Source organism: Anaerolineales bacterium (assembly GCA_019637755.1).
In the GTDB taxonomy this organism is placed as follows: domain Bacteria; phylum Chloroflexota; class Anaerolineae; order Anaerolineales; family UBA11579; genus JAMCZK01.
This window is the reverse complement of record JAHBVC010000001.1, coordinates 464,222-486,398: the sequence shown is the minus strand read 5'-3', so window position 1 is coordinate 486,398 and position 22,177 is coordinate 464,222. Positions and strand designations below refer to the sequence as shown.

The window sequence follows — 22,177 nt, the reverse complement described above, 5'->3', positions numbered from 1 at the left end:
ACAAAACGATGGCATTATAACAGGCGCGGGCCGCGGCAAAATGCCGGCCCTGCGGTCTATAATGCGGCTATGTTTCGCTACGAACGCCGTACCCAGCCGCTGCTGCCGCGCCGCCAGTTTGTGCTGCGCATCGGGCGGCACGTGCTATTGGCGCTGGCCTTGATGAGCGTCTTCCTGCTACTCGGCATACTGGGGTACCATTGGCTGGCAGGCATGGCCTGGCTGGATGCTGTGCTCAATGCGGCCATGATCCTTTCGGGCATGGGCCCGGTGAATGCAATCGATGGGGCCGCGGGCAAATGGTTTGCCACCGCCTATGCGCTAGTGTCGGGGCTGATCTTCACGCTCACCACGGGAATTGTGGTGTCACCCATGCTGCATCGCGTCTTTCACAGCTTGCATGTTGAGGGCGATGAGTGAGCTGTGATGAGTGCGCAGTGACAAGCAGTAATGAGTGAGCAGTGATGAGTGAGCAATGCACGCATGCAAACTTCCGCTGACCTGATTACTCCTCACCGATCACTGCTCACTATTACTTACTTACTCACTTGCGAACCAAGACAGCGTAGCGTTCTGGCTGTCCACTACCCATACTCCGCCGTTGGGATCAGCGGCTACGCCCTGGGCGATGGCAATGTTGGCCGCGCTTTGGTCAAAGCCGCCAAAGAAGTATTGCAGCGTGCCATCCAGACCGTAGACCAGCACGCGGCCGGCTTCGGGGTCAGCAATGTAGAGCGCGCCATCCTTGCCTGGGCTGAGGTAAGGCTTGTTGGTGAGCGATTGCCCGTACCAGCCGGCGATCTCCCAGGTCTCGCTGGGGAGGAAGCGCCCATCGCGGTAATCCAGCACCTGCACACGTTGGTTCCAGGTATCGGCCACGAAGACGCGGCCGGTGTAAGCATCGTAGGCTACGCCCACCGGCTCATCAAACTGGCCGGGCTCGAAGCCGTATTCGCCGTAATCGCTGAGGTGCTCTCCAGTGGCCGTGTACATGCGCAGGCGTTTGTTGCCCGTGTCGGTCACGAGCACATTGCCGTCCGGCAGCACGGTGATATCGCGCGGGCCCCATAGCGCGCCGGCGCTCTCGTCCTGCCCGAAGTAGCCCCACATGCGCACAAAGCGGCCATCCGCGCTGAATTGCTGCACGCGATGGTTCCAGGTATCCGCAACGTAGACGTAGGCACCATCTGGCGATAGCGCCAGCGACCACGGCTCGTTGAAGGTGCCGCCCGGCGCTTCGCCAGTGGCCAGATCCGCATAGCTGCCCCAGACCTGCAGCACGCGGCCGTCCGCAGCGAGGTGTTGGATGCGATGGTTGCCGCTGTCAGCTACGTACACGCTGCCATCCGGCGCCAAGGCCGCATTGCGCGGCGAGATGAACTGGCCCGGTTCGCTGCCGAAGCCGCCCACAGTGAACTGCGGCGCCAGCTCGCGGCCCTTGCCCTCGTAGGGGTCTTGCAAATCGCTGCCCGCGGCCGCCACGCCGTATTCCCAGATCTGCGCGGCGACATCTTTGCGGATATACACGCGCATCGTGCGCCCGGGGGACCAGGTTTGCAAGCTGGTGCTTTGCCCCTTGTTGGCAAGATAGCTGGTGAAGTCGCTATTGAGCCAGATCTGCCAAAGATCGGCGCGGCCGCTGGGCGTGCCGACATAATCCCACAGGCGTAAGGCCACCCGGCGCAGGTATTCGCCGTGGCTCATTTCGCTGGCGGGTTGGCCCGTGTCGCTGGTGAAGCGGTAGCCAATGCTGCTGGGGGTGAAATCGAAGTAATCCTGGTTGGGCCACCAGATACGCATGTATTCGAACTTGTAGAAGCTTTGGCCAACAATCGGCTCGAGCTTGCCGTAGTTAGTGTCGCCCACGATGATGACGGGGAACTGGCGCAGATCGCGCGTGGGCTCACCGCCGTAGAAGCGCTGATTGGGATAGTTGCGCAGATACCACCAGAAGGGGTAGGAGGTTTCGTTGTCGTAGGCTACCTGCAAATCCAGCCCGCCAGTGATGCGGCGCGAGATCTCTTCGATCTGCTGCATGGCGATCTTGGAGCCGGGCGCCATGTGGGCATACACCAAATACTCATTGGCCAGGTCGTAATTGCGGAAGTTGGCACGCAGCGCGGTGCGCAGGGTGAGCAGCGCCAGCGCGCCAAACATGAGCAGCAGGCTGAGCTTGCTGAGCTGGCGGCGCGGCCATTCGCCGGCCAGGGAGGAGCGCAGCACCGCATAGATGCCCACGGCCAAGGTGATCACAAACAATAGGAAGCGCGTGGTGGCTTGCAGTTGCGCCAGCTCATTGCCTTGGAAGGGCGGGTTTTGCCCCAGCAACGCCCCCAGCAAGCTGAAGGCGCTGCCCAGGCTGATCAGCAGCCCGGCCAGCAGCAGCCAGCCTTGGCGCGCCCCAAAGCCGGCCCAATCCACGCGGGCGATCAGGCGGCTGACGGCCCAGCCGGCCAGGAGCAGCATTGGCATGGCAATGTGCACCGTCAACCAGGGCATCTTCTCGCCGGCGATGGTGTAGGCCGCCAAGGCGGAAAGCGACCAGAAAGCCAGGAGCACCAAGGCCATCCGGCGGCTCTCGTAGGGCAGGAGATCACGCTGCTCCGTATCCCCCGCGGGGCTGGGCAGCCCGCGGCGCAGGCTGCGGATGCCCATCAGCGCCGCCAGCGCACTGCCGGCGGCCGCCAGGTACTCATACGCAGGGATCTGTACTGCCCAATAGTAGTAGCTGGGCTGGTTGCCGCGTTCCACGGCCTGCTGCTCCAACCAATAGCCCAACGAGCCGACCAAACCAGAGAAGAAGCCTACGCCGTTGCTGAAGATGGTGGTGTAGAAGGGGACAAAGATGGCGTAAAACACTGCGCTACTGATCAGCCAGACGCGGCCATTGATCGCTACGCCCAGCCCCGCCGAGAGCAGGGCGCACACCACCACCACGCCACTGATGAACCAGAGGTTACTGGCATCCTGATAGGCCATCGGGTCGTGATGCAACCAACGGATGGGGAAGGCGGATAAGTGCGGCAACACCAGCGCGAACAGGATGCCCATGAGCACAAAGGCGCGCTCCTGGCGCAGGCGTGCCAAGCCGTAGCCGCGCAGCAGCGCGGTCAGCGCGGTCAGCAGCGCGGCGGCCCCCAGCGCGCCGAGGATCAGCGTCGTTGGCGCCAACGGCGTGCTGAGCTCGCTGGGGGCGCCCTCTGTGGCCGCCACCACGGGCTCTTCTACCTGGGTAGCGCTCGGGGCCGCGGTGCCCAGCTCGCTACTGCGGATCTGCGCGCCGATCGCCAGGAAGAGCAGCGATACGCTCAACAAGAGGGTGATGAAGAACACTCGCCGGATCTGTGGGCTGGTCCAGCTGCGTGCGGCGATGCGCCATAGGAACACCAGGCCCAGGAACACCAGCGCCTGGGCTACATAAATGAATGAAGTTTCTTTGGAGGTGAAGTGCAGTGCGATGGCGGCTACGCCAATGTAAACGTACTTGTGCTCTCCCGTGTCCAGGTAGCGCAGAATAGCCCACAGCATCACCAGCCCAAACAGCGCCACAAAGATCTCATTGCGCGCATAGCGGCTGTAGTACATGAGGTAGGGCGAGATGAGATAGAAGCCAGCGGCGAGCAGCGCTCCTGTGCGCCCCAGGTAGCGGCGGAAGGCCCACCACACGAAGAACACCACGGCAACGCCAAACAGCGCCTGCGGGGCGCGGGCGGTGAGATCGTTGTCGCCGAATAGAAAATAGCTCAGCGCCAGCAAGTGAAACTGGAGTGGCCCGTGACTGAGCGGGTGGTGCTGGTACCCCTGGCCCTTGAACAATTGCCACGAGAAATAGACATGGGTGGTTTCATCGTGGCTCATCACGCGCTGGCCGAGCATATGGAAGCGCGTAACGAAGGCGGCCAGCAAGATGAGCGCCAGAACGGCATGCTCCCAGGTGAGTTTGTGGCTCCCCAACAGGGGCCGGTCTAACCAATTGCTGGGTGAGGAGGTGCGTTCTTTGGCCATAAGGTTTTTTAGTTTTCTGGGTTGGCGGGAATGGACCAATTGTACGGGCAGCACTGCCATTCGGCAACTAAAGACCGCAGCCATAGGCTGCGGTCTTTAGTTTGTGGGGCTAGGCTTCGGCGGCGGCAAACTTTTTACGTTTGCCTAGCCGCAGGTGCAGGTAATAGAAGAACGCCGCGGCCAGGGCACACACCAGGCCGCCACCAAACCACAGCAGGTTTGGATTGTAGTTATCCAAGATGTAGCCCGCCAGCGCCGGGCCTACGGCGGCCGGCACGGCCCACACCAGGCTGAAGACGGCCATGTAGCGGCCGCGCATCGCTTCGGGGGCGAAGTTGGCCGCCAGCGCCGAAGCGGTAGGCACAACGATCATTTCGCCGATGGTCACGATCACGATAGCGGACAGGAAAAGCCAGAAGGCGGCCACGAAGCCAAACAGGCTGAAGCCGACCATGTAGAACAAGGTGCCCAGCGCCATCATTAAGAAGGGCGGGCGCCACTTGATCACGCGCGTCATCCAAAACTGAAACAGGATCACGGTAACGCCGCTGCTGCTCATCAGCAAGCCGTAACTTTGCGGGTTAATACCATGCTGGTCACGCAGGAAGATGGAGAGCGCACCGTACATTTGGATATAGACCATGCCCATCAAGATCGATGCCAGGATGAACGCCACAAACGGCAGATCGCGCAGCACTTTGAAATAGCCAGCGAAGGTTTTGAGCAGAGCTTCGTTGGCCTGGGCTTCGCTGGCCTTGGGCTTGGTCTCGGCGATGAAGATGAAGAACAGCACCGCCACGATGCAGCTCACCACCGCATCCGAGACGAACAAGTAGAAGAAGGATACACCGGCGAGCAAGCCGCCGATGCTGGGGCCGAAGATCCAGGTGAGGTTGCCGACCACGCGCAGCATGCCGAAGCCCTCCTGACGTTTGTCCTCAGGCAGGATGTCAGCGATCATCGCTTGGTGCGCCGGCCCGGCCAGCTCGCCAAAGGTGCCGCTGATGGCCGCCACCACGTAGACCCAGTGCAATTCATTCACCAGGCCGAGGGCCAGCGTAGTGAGCGCACTGCACACCAACCCGGCCAGGATCAGTTTCTTACGCCCGATGCGATCGGTCAGTGCGCCACCGATGAACGAGCCCACCAGGGCGAACACCGAGAAGATGCCCAATACAAAGCCCGCCTGGGTTGCGCCCACGTTGAAGCGCTGCGTGATGTAAAGCGGGAAGAAGGGAAACAGCAAGGTACGGCCAACCCCATCCACAAACGATACGCCGACCACCAGCCAGAAGGCTCGTGGGAACTCACGAAACAGGGTGCTGAAATTGTTCTTCAATTTTGTCAACATGGCGAATTCCTGTCTGATATTAATAAGCGGCACAGTATAGCACGAATGTTCTTTTGTGCGCCAACAGGAATTCGCGCCGCTAGCGGGCGCGGGCTAGCGGGCGCGCTTGGTGTTCTTGCGGCTGGGCGCGGGGCTGCTGCGGCGCGGCTTGGCCGTCTTGCTGGCGGGCCGGCTGGTGCTGGTGCTGGCGCTGCGGCGCGGCTTGGCCGTCTTGTTGGCGGGCTTGCTTGTGCTACCGCTGCGGTGCGGCTTGGCCGTCTTGTTGGCGGGCTTGCTTGCGCTGGCGCTGCCGCTGCGGCGCGGCCGGCCGAGAGTGATGCCCGGCTTGCGCGGCGCCGGTTTGCGGCTGCCCGGGCCTTTGCCCGGCTTGCCCGATTTGCGTGCGGCAATTTTAGGCTCGTCGCTGCGCGGGCTGGCCGTCGGGCGCGGTTTGCGGCTGGCTGGTTTCTCGCCGGCCAGCAGATCGCGGACTTCGTCAGCGCTTAAAGGGCGCCATTCGCCGGGCTTCAGGCTGCCCAGGTAGAGGTTGGCAATGCGCACGCGGATCAGTTTGAGCACTGGCAGGCCGAGCTGGCCGGCGATCTCGCGGATCTGGCGCTTGTGGCCTTCATGCATGATCACACGCAGCCAGGCGCCCTTGCCAAACGGATACTCCACGCGTACTTCGGCGGGGCGCGTGCGCGTGCCATCTTCCAGCACTACGCCGCGGCGCCAAGTGGCCAGTTGCTCGGCATCCGGCTGGCGCGCCACCAATACGCGATACTCCTTCTCCTGCTCATAGCGCGGGTGGCTGACGCGTTGCGTCAGCGCGCCGTCATTGGTGAGCAGCATCAGGCCTTCGCTGTCTTTATCCAGGCGGCCCACCAAATGCAACTGCGCACCCCCCGGCACCAGGTCCACCACCTTTTGGCGCGGCTCTGGCCCGCCAGTGGTGGAGAGTACACCGCGCGGCTTGTAGACGGCGTAGTAGACCGGGGCACTGGCGGCCGCCAGGCGGCTGCCATCCACTTTGATCGCATCGCGCGCCGGATCGGCTTTATCACCCAATTGGGCCATCTCGCCGTTCACCGTCACGCGCCCGGTCTGGATCATCTCTTCTGCGGCGCGGCGCGAGCCGTAGCCCGCGCGTGCCAGGATCTTTTGTAAACGCTCTTCAGCCATGTCTGAATCTTAATGGGTAAAGCCCAAATTGGGTGAGCAGTTCTGCAAGTCACAATCCCCGTATACTTAGGGCATGAGCGAACAACCCCTCGTCCTGGTCGATCTGCAAACCCCTATCGCCACCGTGCGCCTCAACCGCCCGGAGAAGCTTAATGCGCTCAGCCCGGAGATGTTGCGCGCCCTGGCCGAGACGCTGGAAGCGCAAAACGCCGACGAGGGGGTGCGCGTGATCGTGCTTTACGGCGGCGAGCGCGCCTTTGCGGCCGGCGCAGATATCGAAGCGATGGCCAACGCTGGCCCAGTGGATATTTACCTGCGCAACACGCGCGCCCTGTGGCAGCGCATCTGGGCGATCGACAAGCCCGTCATCGCCGCCGTGCGCGGGGTGGCCTTTGGCGGCGGCTGCGAGCTGGCGCTGGGCTGTGACCTCATCGTGGCTGGCGAGACGGCGCGCTTTGCCCAACCGGAGATCAAGCTGGGCATCATGCCTGGGGCAGGTGGCACACAACGTTTGGCGCGCGCCATCGGCCCGGCGCGGGCGATGGAGATGGTGCTAACCGGCGAACCGCTCGCCGCCCAGGCGGCGCTGCAGGCCGGCCTGCTCAATCGTGTGGTGCCTGATGAGCGCGTGCTGGCCGAGGCGCAGGAGCTGGCCGCCGTGGTGGCGGCGCGGCCCGCCGTGGCTGTGCGCCTGGCGCGCCAGGCGCTGCGCTACGGGCACGAGCGCACCCTGCTGGAAGGCATGCAGCTTGAACGCCGCAATTATTTGCTGACCTATGACACGCAAGACCAAAAAGAAGGCATGGCGGCGTTTTTGGAGAAGCGAGCTGCAAAGTTCACTGGAAAATGAAGCAAAAGTCGATTGGTCGATTGGTCAGACTAGTCGACCTGCCAACCAATCGACTAGATAGAGAGAATCTGTGAATCCTTCAAACCGGCTTCCCACCATCGGCATCATCGGCGCAGGCACGATGGGCTCTGGCATCGCGCTGGCCGCTCTCCTGGCGGGCGCTGAGGTGGTCTTGCAAGACACCTACGCGCCAGTACTCGAAAAGGCGGATGGGTACATCAAGAAGTTTCTGGAGAAGAAGGATAAGTTGGCGTTGTACGCCAACTTGACGCTCACCGATACGCTGGATGCCTTTGCACATGCCGGTGTGGTGATCGAGGCCGCGCCGGAGCGTCTTGAGCTCAAGCAGGAGCTGTTCGCCAAGCTGGAGGCGGTATGCGCGCCGGATGCGATTCTGGCGACCAATACCAGCACGCTTTCCGTTACCGCTATCGCCGCCATGACCCAGAGCCCGCAGCGCGTCGCCGGCATGCACTTCTTTAACCCCGCGCCGGTATTGCCCCTGGTGGAGGTGGTGCGCGCTGCCCAAAGCAGCCCAGCCACTATCGACGCGCTGGTGGCATTGGCCGAGGCGCTGGGCAAGACGCCGGTGGTGACCGGCGACACGCCGGGCTTCATCGTCAACCGCGTGGCGCGCCCGTTCTACGGCGAAGCCTTGCGTCTGCTCGGCGAGGGCGTGGCTAGCTTCGAAACGATCGACCAGCTAGTTGAGCAGGGCGCTGGCTTCCGCATGGGGCCGTTCCGTTTGATGGACCTCATCGGCATTGACATTAACGCCGGGGCGATGCGCTCGATGTACGAGCAAACGTACGGCGAGCCGCGCTACCGCCCGCATTGGCTCCAGATGCAGAAGCTAGCCGCCGGTGAGTTGGGCCGCAAGAGCGGTAAGGGTTTTTATGCCTATGGTGATGCGGACCCTACCCCTGAGCCCCCACAACCCGCCTCGCTGCAGGGCGAGGGCAACGTGCTGATTTCATCGGGCAGCTTTGCGCCTGGCTTGGCCGGCTTGGCGGTGACGGGCGGATATGTGCTCAGCCATGAGCTGGGCGACGCGCCGGTGGCCGCCTTTGTGGCCGCCAGCCAAAGCGAAGGCGCCGCCGCCATCGTCAAGGGTTGGGATGCTGCGCTGGATGCCAGCATCCCGCTGCTGGTGCAGAGCGCTGACATCACGCTGAGTGAGGCGCGCCGCTGGGCCAAACAGCCGCAGCGCGTGTTTGTATTCGATGGCTTGTTTCTGGATGGCAGCTTGGTCACAGTGAGCGGCGGCGATGAGGCGATGCGCCCGCAAGTGGAGGCGGTGCTGGCTGGCCTCGGCCGCCAGGCGGCCTGGGTCAACGAGAGCCCGGCGCTGGTGCTGCCGCGCATCGTGTGCCAACTGATCAATGAAGCTAGCTTCGCGGTGCTCGAGGGCGTGGGGGCGGCGGAGACGATCGACCTGGCAATGAAGCTGGGCGTGAACTATCCGCGCGGTCTGGTGGAGTGGGGCAGCCAGCTTGGCTGGCCTACGGTGCTCGCCGTGCTAGATCATCTCTATGCCGAGTATCACGAGGAGCGCTATCGCGCTTCGGTGCTGCTGAGGCGCCTGGCGCGAAATACCTCCACAGATGAACGCAGATAACTGCAGATGAACACAGATAAGTCCTATCTGATTTATCGCACTGAGTATCTGTGTTTATCTGTGGATAATTGCTTTACGGCGTGCCAACAACATCGCGCCCGTCACCAGCATGATGCCTAGCCCAAGCCAATTCATCGTCTGCCAGCCGGCACCGTGCAGCACTGAGCCTGCCGAGAACGAAGAGATCGCCTGCACCGCGAAGATGGCAAAGTCGTTACTGGCTTGAGTCTTGAAGCGTTCACTGGGGCGATAGGTCGAGGTCAGCAGCACCGTGCCGCCTACGAACAGCAAGTTCCATCCCAGCCCCAACAGTACCAGCGCGGTCCAGTAGCCGGGCAGCTCGATACTCAACATTGCCGTGGTGTTGCAGAAGATCATCAGCAAGATACCTACGAACATGATGCGCAGCACGCCGAACTTCTCGATCAGCAAGCCGCTGAACAATGACGGCAGGTACATGGCGATGATGTGGCTTTGGATCACAAAGGCCGTATCGTCCAGGCTAAAGCCATGGCCGTGCATATGCAGCGGGGTTGCCGTCATGATGAAGGTCATCAGCCCATAGCTGGCCATGCCGGCCAGCACTGCCACTTGAAAATTGGCCTGGCGCGCAATCGCGCCCAGCGAGCGTTCGGGCAGCTGGCTAGCGGCCAGGTCTTCCACCTGGGCGCGCGTGTTCTGATAGAACTGCACGACCACCAGGCCGAGCACGTACAAACCAGCCAGCGCGGCGAAGGAGCCGGCATACAGAACCGGCAGTAGGTGCTGGGCACGCTTGGCAATCTCCGGCCCGAGGAAGCCCGCCAGGATGCCGCCCAGCAGCACTAAGGATACGGCTCGCCCCGTGTGCTCAGCGGGCACGCTTTCTGTGGCCGCAAAGCGGTATTGCAGCACGAAGGCACTGTGCTGCCCCATCAGGAAGATGGCCGCGCACAGCATGACAAAATCGCCACGGTTGACCGCCAGGGCGGCCAGGCTGGCGCCGGCCAAGGCCACGGCCAGCGAAAGCATGAAGCCGTTCTTGCGCCCGATGCGCCGCATCAATAGCGCCGCGGGAATGCTGAATAGCGCCGTGCTCATTACCCCCAACGAATTGGGCAGCGTAGCCAGTTGCGGGGAGGGGGCGATGCCTTCGCCGATAATGCCGGCCAGCAGCACCACGATCGATCCGCCGCACAAGCCAATCGCCTGCAGCAGAGCCAGCAAGAAAACGTTACGTGAACGCATGTACTTTCCTTCAAATGGGGTGGGCGGATTATAAATTGCGGCACACCCACAGCAAAGCCGCCCTTCAAGGCGGCTTTGCTGTGGGGGCCTAGATTGGGCTACTGCTCGATCAGCGTGCGCATCCAGGGAATGTGCTCATCAAAGTGTTCAAAGCTGTTACCGCCAATGTATTCAAAGATCGGCGTTTCAGACTTGCTGCCCGGCTGGTAATGGTTGTAAGGCATTTGCAGCTCCGCATCGCTCAATGCCTGCACGCGTGCGATCAGGGCGTCATGCTGCTTGCGCAGCTCGGCCTGCACTTCTGCCAGCGGCCACTCTTTGTAGCGCTGCTGCAGAATGCTATTGACCACGTCATAGGTCTCGGCCAGGCTCACCCAGTCTTTGCGCTCGATCTGCATGGCATCACGGCGCGGCGTGCCATTGAGCACCGCCACCATGCTGCCTGCCCATACCGCCAGATGCATCAGGTGGTCTTTGGCGGTCCAGCCGGCTGCGTCTTGCGGGCTGCTGAGCTGCTCTGGAGTGTATTGGCCCACAAACGCCTCCAGGCGTTGCCAGCCGGCCTGCATCGCGGCTACGAGTTCATCCTTTGTCATGCGGTCTCCTGTTGGGGGCGCCGGCGCATCTGGGCGATGAAGATCCAGTTCAAGACAACGAACAGGATCACATCGGTGATGCCCAAGATCGTAGGCACCAGCCACATTTCGTAAAATGAGTGGATCGAGGCTTCATCGGGCTTGGTGGGGTTGTAGACCACGTTGACCTGCTGGCCCACGCGGTAGGCGGGCGGACTGCTGGCATTGCCGCCTTCGAAGCGCATCGGGCGCCCGTTCACGCTGAACTCCACCAGCGGTGAATAGACGCAGCAACCGCCTTCGCCGTCACCTGATTCCACCAGCGACACGACAAGGCCAGTGGTGCGCTCTCCGTCCGTGCTCAGGCGGTAGGCGCGTGCCCCCAGCCATAAGGTGACCGCCACCATGATCAGCACAAATAGGTTGACCAGAAGCAGGGTGCCTGCGTTACGCAAAATGTTCATGGGAAGCTCCTTCAGATAGGGTGCTTCTGCAATTGGCGAATAATGAATTGTATGCGGGATTGGGTGGGCCGTGTAGAATAAAAGTCTGGCTGGGTTTATCACGGCCCCTCACCACCTCAGGAGCGATTGTGTCCTCACGAACCTTTACCGGCAGCGCCCCCGCGGCGTTTGACTTCAAAAGTATCGTCTATGAAAAACAGGCAGGCCGCGCCACGGTGACCTTTAATCGCCCGGAGGTGCTCAACGCTGTCAATCATCAGGTGCTTACTGAACTGAGCATCGCCTTCAAGGATGCGAGTTGGGACGATTCGGTGGCGGTGCTGGTGCTCACCGGCGCCGGGGCACGCGCCTTTTGTACCGGGGCGGACCTTAAAGAGCAGGAGCAGTTTCTGCAGCGCCCGCGCGATTACTGGAAATGGATGGGCGATTTCATCGAAGTGCATGAGCGCCTGCGCAATCTGGGCAAGCCCACGCTGGCGCGCCTGAACGGTATTGTGGTGGGCGGGGGCAATGAGTTCAACATCAGCTGCGATCTGGCCGTGGCCGCCGATGACATCTATATTCGCCAGGTGGGCTCGAGCCACGGCAGTGTGGCCCTGGCTGGCGCTACGCAATTTTTGCCGCTGATCGTAGGTGACCGGCGGGCGCGTGAGATCTTGCTGCTAAACGAAGAGATTCCCGCTGCGAAAGCGCTGGAGTGGGGCCTGGTGAACTGGGTGGTGCCGCGCGCCGAGCTGGACGCCAAGGTGGATGAAATTGTGGAGAAGTTGAAGGCCAAGCTGCCCGAAAAGACGCGCTACACCAAGCAGCAGCTCAATTTTTGGCGTGATCTTAGCTGGCACACTACCATCGGCCACGGGCGAGACTGGCTGGCGGTACATAACACCAGCCCGGAAACCTGGGAAGGCGTGCAAGCCTTCAATGAGAAGCGCACGCCGGACTACGATGAGATCCGCCGGCGCTGGGCCGAAGACGATGGCCCCGAGTGGCCCGGCGGGCAGCCGCCGCAGAAGGCCTAGCCCGTCTGCCGCGGGAGTGCATAGCTCCCGGCGGCGGCCATGCAGGAACCTGGCCCACATGGTGTTGCCTCCGTTTAGGCGCATTCTTCTTTTCGGCAGCTTGGGGTTGCTCAGCCTGTATGTGTTGCTGGTGGCTAGCTTTTCGCTTCAGTGGCGCATGTTGCATGATGCGCCCATACTGATGTACTTGGCGCTGCTGATCGATAAATTTGGTTACGTGCCTTATCGCGATTTTTTGGATGTCAACCTGCCCGGCAGCTACCTGATTTATGGTTTGGTGGGGCATCTCTCCGGCTATAGTGATTTGGGCTTCCGCATTGCAGATTTGCTGTATCTCACGGCGATCTCGGCACTCACCTGGCTGTGGATGCGGATCTTTGGCCGCATGGTGGCCTGGGCCAGCGTGATCCTGGGCGCCATGCTGTACTTTAGTTACGGCCAGGCAATCAGCTTTCAGCGCGAGTTTTTGATTTTGCTGCCCTTGCTGGCGGCACTGGTTGCTACGGTGCGCTTGCCTGAGCAACCGTTCGTGCGCAAATACTTCATTGTTGGCTTGCTTTTTGGCTTGGCCGCCGCGATCAAACCACACGCCGCGCTGGCCATGCCCTGCGTACTTATCTATCATGCCTGGGATGCAGGGCAGGGGCGCGCCATCGATTGGAAGCGCGGGCTACTGGCCGCAGTCAGTAGCGCGGCCGGTTTGGGTGTGCCTGTTTTGGCAACCATCGTGTATCTATGGTCTGTTGGCGCGCTGGCTGGTTTTGTTGAGATGGCGCGTAATTGGTGGCCACTCAATTTCAACATCACCACTGAATTGGTGATCATGAATGGCCGCGCCTTTCGCGAGTATTTGTGGAACGGGTATACCGCTGGCATTTTTACGCTTTGGCTGATCCCCATGGGGCTGGGGCTATGGTTGGCGCTTTCCAGCCAAACGCTCAGCGCCGCGGCGAAGCGCCGCGTGGGGCTCTTGGTTTGCCTGGCAGCTTGTTACAGCGTATATACCTTGTTGGCCGGTAAATTCTTTCCCTACCATTGGTTTATCTATCTCTATTTCGTCACTCATATTGCCGCCTTGTGCTTTGTACGCCAGCCTGCGGATGGGGCTTGGTGGAAGCCGGCTGCATCCCTGCTATTTTTGTGGGTGCTCGTACCGGTGCTGCTCTTCCCGCCCACCGAGTTTATTGCCCCGGCCTTGGATATGGAAATACCACCCCCTAAGAATGGGCGCGTGGATGAGATTGCTGCCTTCTTAAGCACCAACCTGCGCGAAGGCGAAACTGTGCAACCCCTGGATTGGACCGGCGGCGCGGTGCATGCCATGTTGCTCGCCCAGGCGCGCCTGGCCACTCCGGTGGTGTATGACGTGATCTTCTATCAGCATATTTCTTCACCCTATGTGCAATCCTGGCGGCAGCGTTTTATGCAGGCGCTGCAAGCCGCACCGCCGCGGTTCATCATTGAAATTGAGACCAACAAACCCTGGGTGAGCGGCCCGGACACCACGCGCCAATTCCCTGCTTTGCAAGCCTTCATCGCCGCTGAGTACAGCATTGCCCTGCAAGGGGATGGCTATGCCGTGTGGGAGCACAGCGAACTCGGCAAATGAGCTGCCACTAACCCATTCGTCAGTTAGAATCACTGTATGGCCAATCTCCCTGACTACAACTTTCAGCCCGCAACGCTCAAATTTCTCGAAGACTCTCCCAAGAAGCTCTTCATTAACAATGAATGGGTCGCGCCGCAATCCGGCGAGACCTTTGCCACGCGCAACCCCGCCAATGGCGCCGTGCTGGCCGAAGTATCCCTGGCCAACGCCGCCGATGTCGACGTCGCCGTGGCCGCCGCCCAGGCGGCTTTCCCGGCCTGGGCCAGCATGATCGCTGGCGAGCGCGGCGCGCTGCTCTTCAAGCTGGCTGATTTGATTGACCAGCACGCTGACGTGCTCGCCGAATTGGAAACGCTCGATAACGGCAAGCCTATCCGCGTGGCCCGCCGTGGCGATCTACCCTATGTCACCAAACACCTGCGCTATCAGGCGGGGTGGGCGGACAAGATTGAGGGCAGCACCGTTCCGGTAACCTTTGCTGACCAATTCGTCTACACCCGCCGCGAGCCGCTGGGCGTTGTCGGTGCCATCATCCCGTGGAACTTCCCGCTGCTCATGGCCATCTGGAAGCTCGGCCCGGCGCTGGCGGCTGGCAACACCCTGATTCTTAAGCCGGCTGAGCAGACTCCGCTCACCGCGCTGTACCTGGCCGAGCTGGCGCGCGAGGCTGGCTTCCCGCCCGGCGTGTTCAACGTGCTCACCGGGCCGGGTCTGCCCACGGGCGCAGCGATGGCCGAGCATGCTCACATCGCCAAGCTGGCCTTCACTGGCTCTACCTCCGTTGGTGCGCGCATCATGGAGGCTGCCGCCAAGAGCAACCTCAAGCGCGTCAGCCTGGAGCTCGGCGGCAAGTCCCCCAACGTCATCTTTGCCGATGCGGATATGAACACTGCTATTCGCGGGGCGCAATGGGCCGTCTTTAGCACCGCGGGCCAGGAATGTGTGGCCGGTACGCGCCTGTTTGTGCAGCGTGCGGTCTACGACCAGGTGTTGGAAGGCCTCACCGCCAACGTGGGCAAGATGGTGGTTGACCACGGCTTCGCCGAGAAGGTACACGTTGGGCCGCTCATCAGTGCCGAGCAGTTGGAGCGCGTGGCTGGCTACATCGAAGAGGGCAAGCAAGCAGGCGCTGAAATCCTGACTGGTGGCGAACGCCTAGGGGATGGGCTGAAAGATGGCTATTTCCTCAAGCCGACCGTATTCAGCTACTCGGACGACTCGCTGCGTTTAGTGCAGGAAGAGATCTTCGGCCCCGTGGCGGCGGTTACTGCGTTTGATGATGAAGAGGAGCTGATCGCGCGCTCCAACGCTACCCAGTTTGGTTTGGCCGCAGGCGTGTGGACGCGTGACATTGGCAAGGCGCACCGCTACGCCCACGCGGTGCAGGCTGGCACCGTGTGGATCAACGGCTACGGCATGATCGACCCGGCGGCGCCGTTCGGTGGCTACAAGATGTCTGGCTTCGGCCGTGAGATGGGCAAAGAAGCGATTGACCTGTACACGCAGATCAAGACGGTGTGGGTGAATACACAGTGAAGAAGTGAGCAGTGAGTGGTGATGAGTGAGCAGGAAATCTCTAATCTCCAATCCTGCTTTTCCTAATCACTGCTCACTCATCACTCATCACTCACCTTGATACAATGGCTACAGCAAGGAACACGCGATGTACGGTGCAGATGTAGAGCAAATTGCTATCCAACTCAACGAAGATCCGCAGAAGCTGGCGGATTTCGAGGCGCGCATTGCGCGCGGCGAAAAGATCGAGCCGGGCGATTGGATGCCGGCGGAATACCGCCGCCAACTCATCCGCATGATCAGCCAGCACGCCCACAGCGAAGTGGTGGGTATGCTGCCCGAAGGCGCATGGATCACTAAGGCGCCCTCGCTGCGCCGTAAGCTCATCCTGCTGGCCAAAGTGCAGGATGAGGCTGGCCACGGCCAATACCTCTATCACGCCGCCGAGACGCTGGGTGCCACGCGTGAAGAGATGCTCGACGCGCTGCTGGACGGCAAGGCCAAGTATTCCAGCATCTTCAACTATCACACCACTTCCTGGGCAGACAACGGGGCGATCGGCTGGCTGGTGGATGGCGCCGCTATCCTCAACCAGACCATGCTGGCGCGTTGCTCCTATGGCCCGTACTCGCGCGCTATGGTGCGTATATGTATGGAAGAGAACTTCCATCGCAAGCAGGGGCAGGAAATGATCATCCTCTACTCGCAGGGCACGCCCACCCAGCGCGCCATGGTGCAAGACGCCATTACGCGTTGGTGGTGGCCCACGCTGATGATGTTTGGCCCACACGATGCCGATAGCCCCAACAGTGGTGTGCTCATCCGCTGGGGCATCAAGACCCGCACCAACGACGAATTGCGCCAGGACTTTATCAATCAACTGGTACCCGATTTGCAGGCTTGCGGCATTGTGCTGCCTGACCCAGACCTGCATTACGATGCCGCCAGCAAGAACTGGCGCACTGGCCCCATCAACTGGGATGAATTCTGGGCGGTGCTCAAGGGCAACGGCCCGGCCAACGCCGAGCGCATGGCCGCCCGCCGCCAGGCGCACCAAGACGGCCAGTGGGTGCGTGAGGCAGCCGCGGCGTATGCGGCTAAAAGCGAACTTCAAGTGAATTGATGGTTTCTGATTTTAGATTTTTGATTTGCCCTCAAGTTGGAGCTCAATTTGCAATCTGAAATCAACAATCAAAGATCTGCAATGGATACGCAATGGCCCCGCTACATGGTCTTCCAGCAGGAAGGCCCTGACCAGCCTGTAGTACACAACGGCACTGTGCACGCGCCAGACGCTGAGCTGGCCATGCTGAATGCGCGTGATGTCTTCGTGCGCCGGCCTGAAGCCGTGCAGTTATGGGTGGTGTTGGCTGATGTGATTTTTACGCAGACGCAAGAAGAGCTATCAACAACCGCATCGATTAATCGATTAATCGATGCCGACCCGCCGCCAGCCGCGGGTCGGCTGATTGATTTCTATGTATTCGGAAAATTTACTCAGCAAGCTCAGTGCCGCCATGTCGGCGAGGTGCAAGCTACTTCGCCGCAGGCCGCGGTGCAAGCGGCCATCACCACCCTTGCAGACAAGCAGCCGCTGTGGTGGTGGGTCTTCCCGGTTAGCGCGGTGCTCAAGAACGAGAGCACGGAGGCCGAGCCCATGTTCTCGGCGGCGCGCTACAAAACCTTCAAAGACCAGGCAGAGTATCCCGTGGTTACGATGATGCGTGCGCTGCGCAATCAAAAGGCGAACCAGAAAGACACGGAGAACACAAAGTGAAAACCTTTGTGAGACAAGAATTCTCTTTGTGCCCTTTGTGCCTTTGTGGTGAAAGAATTTCATGTTGATGGAACGAACGCACCAATACGCCCTTAGCGGTTACCTGATTGCCCTCGCCGACGACGAACTTATCCTCGGCCACCGCGACTCGGAGTGGACCGGGCACGCGCCCATCCTGGAAGAAGACATTGCCTTCGCCAATTTAGCCCTCGACGAGATCGGCCACGCCAAGCTCTGGTACGAGCTGGCGGCTGATCTGCTCGGCGAAGATAAGAACCGCTACCCGGACCAGTTGGTGTATTTTCGTGAACCAGCTCGTTTCCGCAACCTGCAACTGGTCGAGCTGCCCAAGGGTGACTGGGCCTTCAGCACTTTGCGCCAATACCTGTTCGACGCCTTTGAGGCCCTGCGCCTTGAGGCGCTGAGCCAGAGTCGCTACGTACCGCTGGCCGAGATTGCCGCACGCATCCGCACCGAGGAGCTGTACCACCTGCGCCATTCGCAGGCGTGGATTCCGCGCCTGGCGCTCGGCACCGAGGAGAGCGCCCGCCGCACGCAGGCCGCGTTGGACGCACTGTGGCCGTATGCGCAGGCGCTGGCCGCGCCGCTGCCGGGCGAGGCTGACTTGCACGCCGCCGGCATCGTACCCAGCAGCGCCGAGCTGTTCGCGCGGTGGAGTGCAGCGGTTGAGGGCTTTTTGACTGAGGCTGGTTTGCAAGTCAATCTCGGAGCTCCAATTTCTGATTTCAGTCGCAAGGTGCACTCTGAGCACTTTGAGTCCCTCATCCAAAACCTGCAATCCGTAGCCCGCCTTGACCCAGAGGCCATGTGGTGATGTTGCCCAGGCAAGCTGGCATAGGGGCGGGGTCCCCCCGCCTGGGCGATGCCGAACTGTGGGCTGCGCTCAGCGAAGTGCCTGACCCTGAGATGCCCATCGTGAATTTAGTTGAGCTGGGCATTGTGCGCTCCGCCGAATGGCAGGCTGAGCAGTTGGTGGTCACCATTACGCCTACCTTTGCGGCCTGCCCAGCCTATGCGGTGATCGACCAAAGCATTCGTGAACGCTTGCAGGCGGCTGGCGTTGCCGATGTGGATGTGCGCGTGCAGCACAACCCCGCCTGGACCACGGAGTGGATGACGGCGGCCGCCCGCAGCAAGCTGCAAGCCGCCGGCCTGGCGCCGCCGCCGCGCCACCGCGGCAATGTGATCCAAGTGCTCATGGAGCCGGTCGCCTGCCCGCGTTGTGGCTCGCACAACACCACCTTGCAAAACAACTTTGGCACTACCCCATGCCGCATGATTTACACTTGCGTGGATTGCAAAGAACCGTTTGAGATGTTTAAACCTTTGTAAGACAAGTGAGCAGTGATGAGTGAACAGGAACTCGCATAACTGGACTTCCTGATTTACTGGTGACCGTTCACTACTCACTAATCATTCTCACCCAAGGAGCCCCATGTCCAAACTCGTAGCCCTCTATAAGCAGCCCGAAGATCCCGCCGCCTTTGACAAAGCCTATTTTGAAACTCACTTGCCGCTGATTGACAAAGTGCCGGGCTTGCAAAGCAAGCAGGTCACGCGCTTTACGCGCAGCTTGGTGGGCGATGGCTACTACTTGATGGCGGAGATGTATTTTGCCGATGTGGATGCGCTCAAGGCCGCCATGAAGAGCCCTGAAATGGCCGCCGCCGGCGAGAACCTGGACTCCTTCGCCAAAGGGCTATACAGCCTGCTGTTTGCTGAAAGCGAGTAGGCCGCCTGTGTCGCACAGCAGCATTCACCCGGCGGAGTTGTTTGACGCTCGCCGCTCCGGCTTCGCCCAGGTGGTGGTGGCTGAGGGCAAGCGCACGGTCTATCTTTCCGGCCAGGTGGCCTGGGGGCCAGAGCGCACCATCGTGGGCGTGGGTGATTTTGCGGCCCAGGTCGACGAAGCCTTCAAGAACGTAGGCCATGCCATGCGGACGGCGGGCGGCAGCCTGGCCGATATTGTCTCGCTGCGCATATACATCGTGCAGGCACACATGGCCGAAAACGCCGCGGTGCGCGACGGCCTGCTCAAGTATTTTCCCGGCGAGAATCCGCCAGCCAGCACCTGGATCGGTGTGGCTGGCTTGGCGCACCCTGATTTCCTGATTGAGATCGAAGCGATCGCTGTACTTGAATAGCGCGCCTACGCGCCCAGCCATTGGGCCGCAGCGCGTGGCAGATCCGCCAGACGGCCCTTGCGCAGTGTGCAGGGCGGTAGCGAATCGATGAACAAGGCCCCATATTGCTTGGTGAGCAAGCGTTTATCAAAAATCGCCACTACGCCGCGGTCGTACTGGGTGCGGATCAGGCGGCCAAAACCCTGGCGGAAGCGCAGGATCGCCTCAGGCACCTGGTATTCGTAGAAGGGGCTTTCAAAGGTCTCGGAGCGCGCCGCCACCAGCGGATCACTAGGCACGTCAAAGGGCAGGCGCACGATCGCCACCACGGAAAGCGCATCGCCGGGGATATCGACGCCTTCCCAGAAGGCGCGTGTGCCCAGCAGCACGGCAGCTTTGCTGTTCTTGAAATTCTCCAGCAGGGCGTGCGGTGAGGCGCCCTCACCTTGCTCATAGACTTCGATGCCTGCCTGGCGCAGCGGCCCGGCGATGGCGCGTGAGGTGCGACGCAACTGGTCGTACGAGGTGAACAGTGCCAGCGTGCGCCCGTTGGCCGCCTTGGCCAGCTCGATCAGGCCGCGCTCCACGCTGGCCTGGTAGGCGTGCCGCTCCGCCGGCTCGGGCATATCCTCCACCAGGTAGAGCAGCGCGGCGCTCTCGTAATCGAAGGGCGAACCCAGCGCCAGCTCTTCAGCTTCCGTGGCATGCAAGCGGCGCTTGATGTAGTCGAACTCGCCCCCGGCGGTGAGCGTGGCCGAGGTGAGGATGGCGCTGGTCTTCTTGTGCCAGATGTGCTCCTCCATCAATTCGCCCACATGCAGTGGCGCGGCGTTAAGCACCACCGTCTGGCGTTGCGGGTTGAGCTCGATCCAGTACACGATCTCGGGGCGCGGTTCAAACACCAGCGCTTGCAGCTGCTTATTCAGTTCGCTCAGGCTACGGTAGCTGTTGCCGATGTTGCCGGCCAGGTCTTCCAACTCCTCTACGCCTTGTGCGCCCAGCTCTTTCATGCCGCGCTGGATCTGTTCGATCGTGCCCAGCAGAGGTTGCAAGGCCAACTGGGCATCCTCCCAGGCGGTTTCCACTTGCAGCCAGGCGGGCAGAGTGCGGGTGGCATCTACGATGCGCTCTTGATGGGTGTAATCGCCTTGCGGCAAGGCCTCGCGCTGTTCGTTGAGGAAATGCAGAATGGCAGCGAACACGCGCGTCAGCAAACTTTGAAACTGGAAGGCCCGGTCGGTGGCGTCCTCAACCAAAGTTTCAAGCGCGGCGCGTGGGCTGGGTTGCAAGGCCAACTGGCCCACCACCAGCAGGCGGCCCAGTTGGCCGCTGCGGCTGCCGCCCAGCTCCTTGAGCATGCGCTCCACTTCTGGCTGGGTGAGCCGGAAGCTGAGCGCGCTGGTGGTGGCGGCTTCAATGTGATGGGCTTCGTCCACCACCAGGTACTGGTATTCGGGCAGCACACGGCTGCCGGTGGCCACATCGGCCAGCAGCAGCGCGTGGTTGACGATCACCAGCTCGGCCTGCTCGGCGGCCTGGTAGGCGCGGTGGAAGGGGCAGATGCCGCCCATGCGCACGATGCAGGTTTCGCCGCCACAGTTCTCATCGGCAGCCGAGAGGCGGCTCCACACGGCGCGCTCGCCAGCCCCATTGAGATTGAGCTCGCCGCGGTCGCCGGTGTGTGTGCTCTCCAGCCATACCAGCACCTTGGCCAGCACGCGCAGCTCTTCGGCGTTCTCTGGGCCGCGGCGGCGCACCGCCATCAGGCGGCGTGGGCACAGATAATTGTTGCGCCCCTTGAGCACCACGGCCTGCAGCGGCTGCCCCAGGGCGCGCTGCAGATCAGGAATGTCTTTGTGGATCAACTGGTCTTGCAGGTTGATGGTATTGGTGGAGATGACCACGCGGGTTTCGTTTTGCAGGGCGAAGAGCGCCGCAGGCAGCAGATAGGCCATTGATTTGCCCGTGCCCGTGCCCGCTTCCACCAATAGGTGGTGGCCAGAGCTGAGGGCATCGCCCACGGCGCGCAGCATTTCCACTTGTTGGCTGCGGTGCTCAAAATTTTCGAAGTGGCTGGCCAGCGCGCCACCGGGCTGCAGCAGCGCCGCCGCCTCTTCCAGATCCAGCGGCTTGGCGGCTTCGGGTTCGCCCAAGCGCGGGCGCGTACTGGCGCCGGCGGCCGGGCGCACGAAGAGCGGGCCGCGCGCCCCCCAGCTGGTGGCGGGCGCGGTTTCCCCGCTGCGTTGGCGCAACGCGTAGCGGAAGGCGAGCTCGCCGCCCCAGGCCTGGCTCTCGGCCAGGCGGGCGATCTCGGCCAACAGCTCCAACGGCATCGCCAGCATGCGCTCGTAGAGCTTGGCGTATACCGCCTGGGTCACCTTGGCATCATCCAGGGCGCGGTGGGTGGCCGGGTGGGCGACGTTAAGTTGCTGGCCCAGCGCGCCAAGGTTGTAGCGCCCGGCGCCGGGCATCAGTACCGCGGCAATATCATAGGTATCGATCGAATCGTTATAACGAAAGAGGTTGTGACGACGCAAAAATCCGAGATCGAACGCAATGCGCTGCCCCAGGATCGGCGCTTCGCCCACAAAGCTGGCCAGCGAGTCGGCCACCTCGCGCATTCCAGGCGCCTGGCGCACCATGTTGTCGTTAATTCCGGTAAGTTGAGTGATAAACGGCGGTATGCGCCGCCCAGGATTGATCAGGCTGTGCCATTCGCCTTCGATGCGGTTGCCATCAAAGCGCACCGCCCCGATCTCAATAATGGCATCTTTTTGCGAATCGATCCCCGTGCTTTCAATATCCAGGGCAACAATGCTAGGCATTCCTCCAGTATAACATCTGTTCTAATTTAGGTACTTG

At 61.5% G+C, this 22,177-nt stretch carries 19 protein-coding genes; 12 read left to right on the top strand and 7 right to left on the bottom strand.

All coding sequences use genetic code 11. The features are described from left to right. The first annotated feature begins 69 nt into the window (after nt 1–69). Nucleotides 70–420 (top strand): hypothetical protein, encoded by a 351-nt coding sequence (locus KF821_02505; protein MBX3004681.1) that lies wholly within the window; start codon nt 70–72, stop codon nt 418–420. A gap of 120 nt (nt 421–540) precedes the next feature. Here KF821_02505 and KF821_02500 read toward each other — a convergent pair whose 3' ends face one another. The 3 genes from KF821_02500 to KF821_02490 all read right to left on the bottom strand — a co-directional run bounded on the left by KF821_02500 (nt 541) and on the right by KF821_02490 (nt 6,517). After that, nucleotides 541–4,005 (bottom strand): TIGR03663 family protein, encoded by a 3,465-nt coding sequence (locus KF821_02500; protein ID MBX3004680.1) that lies wholly within the window; start codon nt 4,003–4,005, stop codon nt 541–543. Between the two features lie 109 nt (nt 4,006–4,114). Continuing rightward, nucleotides 4,115–5,356: an MFS transporter gene (locus KF821_02495; GenBank protein ID MBX3004679.1), complete on the bottom strand. Its 1,242-nt coding sequence runs from the start codon at nt 5,354–5,356 to the stop codon at nt 4,115–4,117. Between the two features lie 93 nt (nt 5,357–5,449). Further along, a complete protein-coding gene (locus tag KF821_02490) occupies nt 5,450–6,517 on the bottom strand; it encodes a pseudouridine synthase (protein MBX3004678.1) in 1,068 nt (355 codons plus the stop codon). Between the two features lie 73 nt (nt 6,518–6,590). Here KF821_02490 and KF821_02485 point away from each other — a divergent pair, with 73 nt between their 5' ends. Beyond that, nucleotides 6,591–7,367 (top strand): enoyl-CoA hydratase/isomerase family protein, encoded by a 777-nt coding sequence (locus KF821_02485; GenBank protein MBX3004677.1) that lies wholly within the window; start codon nt 6,591–6,593, stop codon nt 7,365–7,367. A gap of 70 nt (nt 7,368–7,437) precedes the next feature. Beyond that, nucleotides 7,438–8,985: a hypothetical protein gene (locus KF821_02480; protein ID MBX3004676.1), complete on the top strand. Its 1,548-nt coding sequence runs from the start codon at nt 7,438–7,440 to the stop codon at nt 8,983–8,985. Between the two features lie 54 nt (nt 8,986–9,039). Here the strand turns inward: KF821_02480 and KF821_02475 are convergent, their stop codons facing one another. The 3 genes from KF821_02475 to KF821_02465 all read right to left on the bottom strand — a co-directional run bounded on the left by KF821_02475 (nt 9,040) and on the right by KF821_02465 (nt 11,251). Next, nucleotides 9,040–10,212 (bottom strand): MFS transporter, encoded by a 1,173-nt coding sequence (locus KF821_02475; GenBank protein MBX3004675.1) that lies wholly within the window; start codon nt 10,210–10,212, stop codon nt 9,040–9,042. Between the two features lie 98 nt (nt 10,213–10,310). Then, nucleotides 10,311–10,808: a ClbS/DfsB family four-helix bundle protein gene (locus tag KF821_02470; protein ID MBX3004674.1), complete on the bottom strand. Its 498-nt coding sequence runs from the start codon at nt 10,806–10,808 to the stop codon at nt 10,311–10,313. Beyond that, complete coding sequence (locus tag KF821_02465; GenBank protein ID MBX3004673.1) at nt 10,805–11,251, bottom strand: DUF3592 domain-containing protein; 447 nt, start codon at nt 11,249–11,251, stop codon at nt 10,805–10,807. Before KF821_02465 ends, KF821_02470 begins: the two co-directional genes overlap by 4 nt. A 128-nt stretch (nt 11,252–11,379) precedes the next feature. Between KF821_02465 and KF821_02460 the strand changes: the two genes are divergently transcribed. The 9 genes from KF821_02460 (at nt 11,380) to KF821_02420 (ending at nt 19,336) form a co-directional block, all read left to right on the top strand. Further along, the gene (locus KF821_02460) at nt 11,380–12,270 is read left to right on the top strand and encodes an enoyl-CoA hydratase/isomerase family protein (GenBank protein ID MBX3004672.1); all 891 of its coding nucleotides are present in this window, start codon (nt 11,380–11,382) and stop codon (nt 12,268–12,270) included. A gap of 58 nt (nt 12,271–12,328) precedes the next feature. Then, nucleotides 12,329–13,879 (top strand): glycosyltransferase family 39 protein, encoded by a 1,551-nt coding sequence (locus KF821_02455; GenBank protein ID MBX3004671.1) that lies wholly within the window; start codon nt 12,329–12,331, stop codon nt 13,877–13,879. Nucleotides 13,880–13,915: 36 nt separating this feature from the next. Then, the gene (locus KF821_02450; protein MBX3004670.1) at nt 13,916–15,415 is read left to right on the top strand and encodes an aldehyde dehydrogenase family protein; all 1,500 of its coding nucleotides are present in this window, start codon (nt 13,916–13,918) and stop codon (nt 15,413–15,415) included. Between the two features lie 127 nt (nt 15,416–15,542). Beyond that, nucleotides 15,543–16,517: a 1,2-phenylacetyl-CoA epoxidase subunit A gene (gene paaA, locus KF821_02445; GenBank protein ID MBX3004669.1), complete on the top strand. Its 975-nt coding sequence runs from the start codon at nt 15,543–15,545 to the stop codon at nt 16,515–16,517. An 81-nt stretch (nt 16,518–16,598) separates the two neighbouring features. Continuing rightward, complete coding sequence (locus KF821_02440; GenBank protein MBX3004668.1) at nt 16,599–17,171, top strand: hypothetical protein; 573 nt, start codon at nt 16,599–16,601, stop codon at nt 17,169–17,171. A gap of 67 nt (nt 17,172–17,238) precedes the next feature. Then, complete coding sequence (paaC, locus tag KF821_02435) at nt 17,239–18,006, top strand: phenylacetate-CoA oxygenase subunit PaaC (protein MBX3004667.1); 768 nt, start codon at nt 17,239–17,241, stop codon at nt 18,004–18,006. Continuing rightward, nucleotides 18,006–18,524 (top strand): phenylacetate-CoA oxygenase subunit PaaJ, encoded by a 519-nt coding sequence (paaJ, locus tag KF821_02430; protein MBX3004666.1) that lies wholly within the window; start codon nt 18,006–18,008, stop codon nt 18,522–18,524. Before paaC ends, paaJ begins: the two co-directional genes overlap by 1 nt. 103 nt (nt 18,525–18,627) lie before the next feature. Beyond that, nucleotides 18,628–18,924 carry an EthD family reductase gene (locus KF821_02425; GenBank protein MBX3004665.1) on the top strand — a complete coding sequence of 99 codons (297 nt, stop codon included), beginning with the start codon at nt 18,628–18,630 and terminating at the stop codon, nt 18,922–18,924. Between the two features lie 7 nt (nt 18,925–18,931). Beyond that, nucleotides 18,932–19,336: a RidA family protein gene (locus KF821_02420; GenBank protein ID MBX3004664.1), complete on the top strand. Its 405-nt coding sequence runs from the start codon at nt 18,932–18,934 to the stop codon at nt 19,334–19,336. A gap of 5 nt (nt 19,337–19,341) precedes the next feature. Here KF821_02420 and KF821_02415 read toward each other — a convergent pair whose 3' ends face one another. Further along, entirely contained in the window at nt 19,342–22,140 is a 2,799-nt protein-coding gene (locus KF821_02415; GenBank protein MBX3004663.1) for a hypothetical protein, read from the bottom strand. Between the last annotated feature and the right edge of the window lie 37 nt (nt 22,141–22,177).

Coding starts and splice junctions, on each gene's coding strand:
- KF821_02485 (MBX3004677.1), top strand. CDS start 6,591: ATGAGCGAACAACCCCTCGTCCTGGTCGATCTGCAAACCCCTATCGCC.
- KF821_02475 (MBX3004675.1), bottom strand. CDS start 10,212: ATGCGTTCACGTAACGTTTTCTTGCTGGCTCTGCTGCAGGCGATTGGC.
- paaJ (MBX3004666.1), top strand. CDS start 18,006: ATGTTGCCCAGGCAAGCTGGCATAGGGGCGGGGTCCCCCCGCCTGGGC.
- KF821_02495 (MBX3004679.1), bottom strand. CDS start 5,356: ATGTTGACAAAATTGAAGAACAATTTCAGCACCCTGTTTCGTGAGTTC.
- KF821_02505 (MBX3004681.1), top strand. CDS start 70: ATGTTTCGCTACGAACGCCGTACCCAGCCGCTGCTGCCGCGCCGCCAG.
- paaA (MBX3004669.1), top strand. CDS start 15,543: ATGTACGGTGCAGATGTAGAGCAAATTGCTATCCAACTCAACGAAGAT.
- KF821_02440 (MBX3004668.1), top strand. CDS start 16,599: ATGGATACGCAATGGCCCCGCTACATGGTCTTCCAGCAGGAAGGCCCT.
- paaC (MBX3004667.1), top strand. CDS start 17,239: ATGGAACGAACGCACCAATACGCCCTTAGCGGTTACCTGATTGCCCTC.
- KF821_02470 (MBX3004674.1), bottom strand. CDS start 10,808: ATGACAAAGGATGAACTCGTAGCCGCGATGCAGGCCGGCTGGCAACGC.
- KF821_02415 (MBX3004663.1), bottom strand. CDS start 22,140: ATGCCTAGCATTGTTGCCCTGGATATTGAAAGCACGGGGATCGATTCG.
- KF821_02490 (MBX3004678.1), bottom strand. CDS start 6,517: ATGGCTGAAGAGCGTTTACAAAAGATCCTGGCACGCGCGGGCTACGGC.
- KF821_02455 (MBX3004671.1), top strand. CDS start 12,329: ATGGTGTTGCCTCCGTTTAGGCGCATTCTTCTTTTCGGCAGCTTGGGG.
- KF821_02465 (MBX3004673.1), bottom strand. CDS start 11,251: ATGAACATTTTGCGTAACGCAGGCACCCTGCTTCTGGTCAACCTATTT.
- KF821_02450 (MBX3004670.1), top strand. CDS start 13,916: ATGGCCAATCTCCCTGACTACAACTTTCAGCCCGCAACGCTCAAATTT.
- KF821_02425 (MBX3004665.1), top strand. CDS start 18,628: ATGTCCAAACTCGTAGCCCTCTATAAGCAGCCCGAAGATCCCGCCGCC.
- KF821_02500 (MBX3004680.1), bottom strand. CDS start 4,005: ATGGCCAAAGAACGCACCTCCTCACCCAGCAATTGGTTAGACCGGCCC.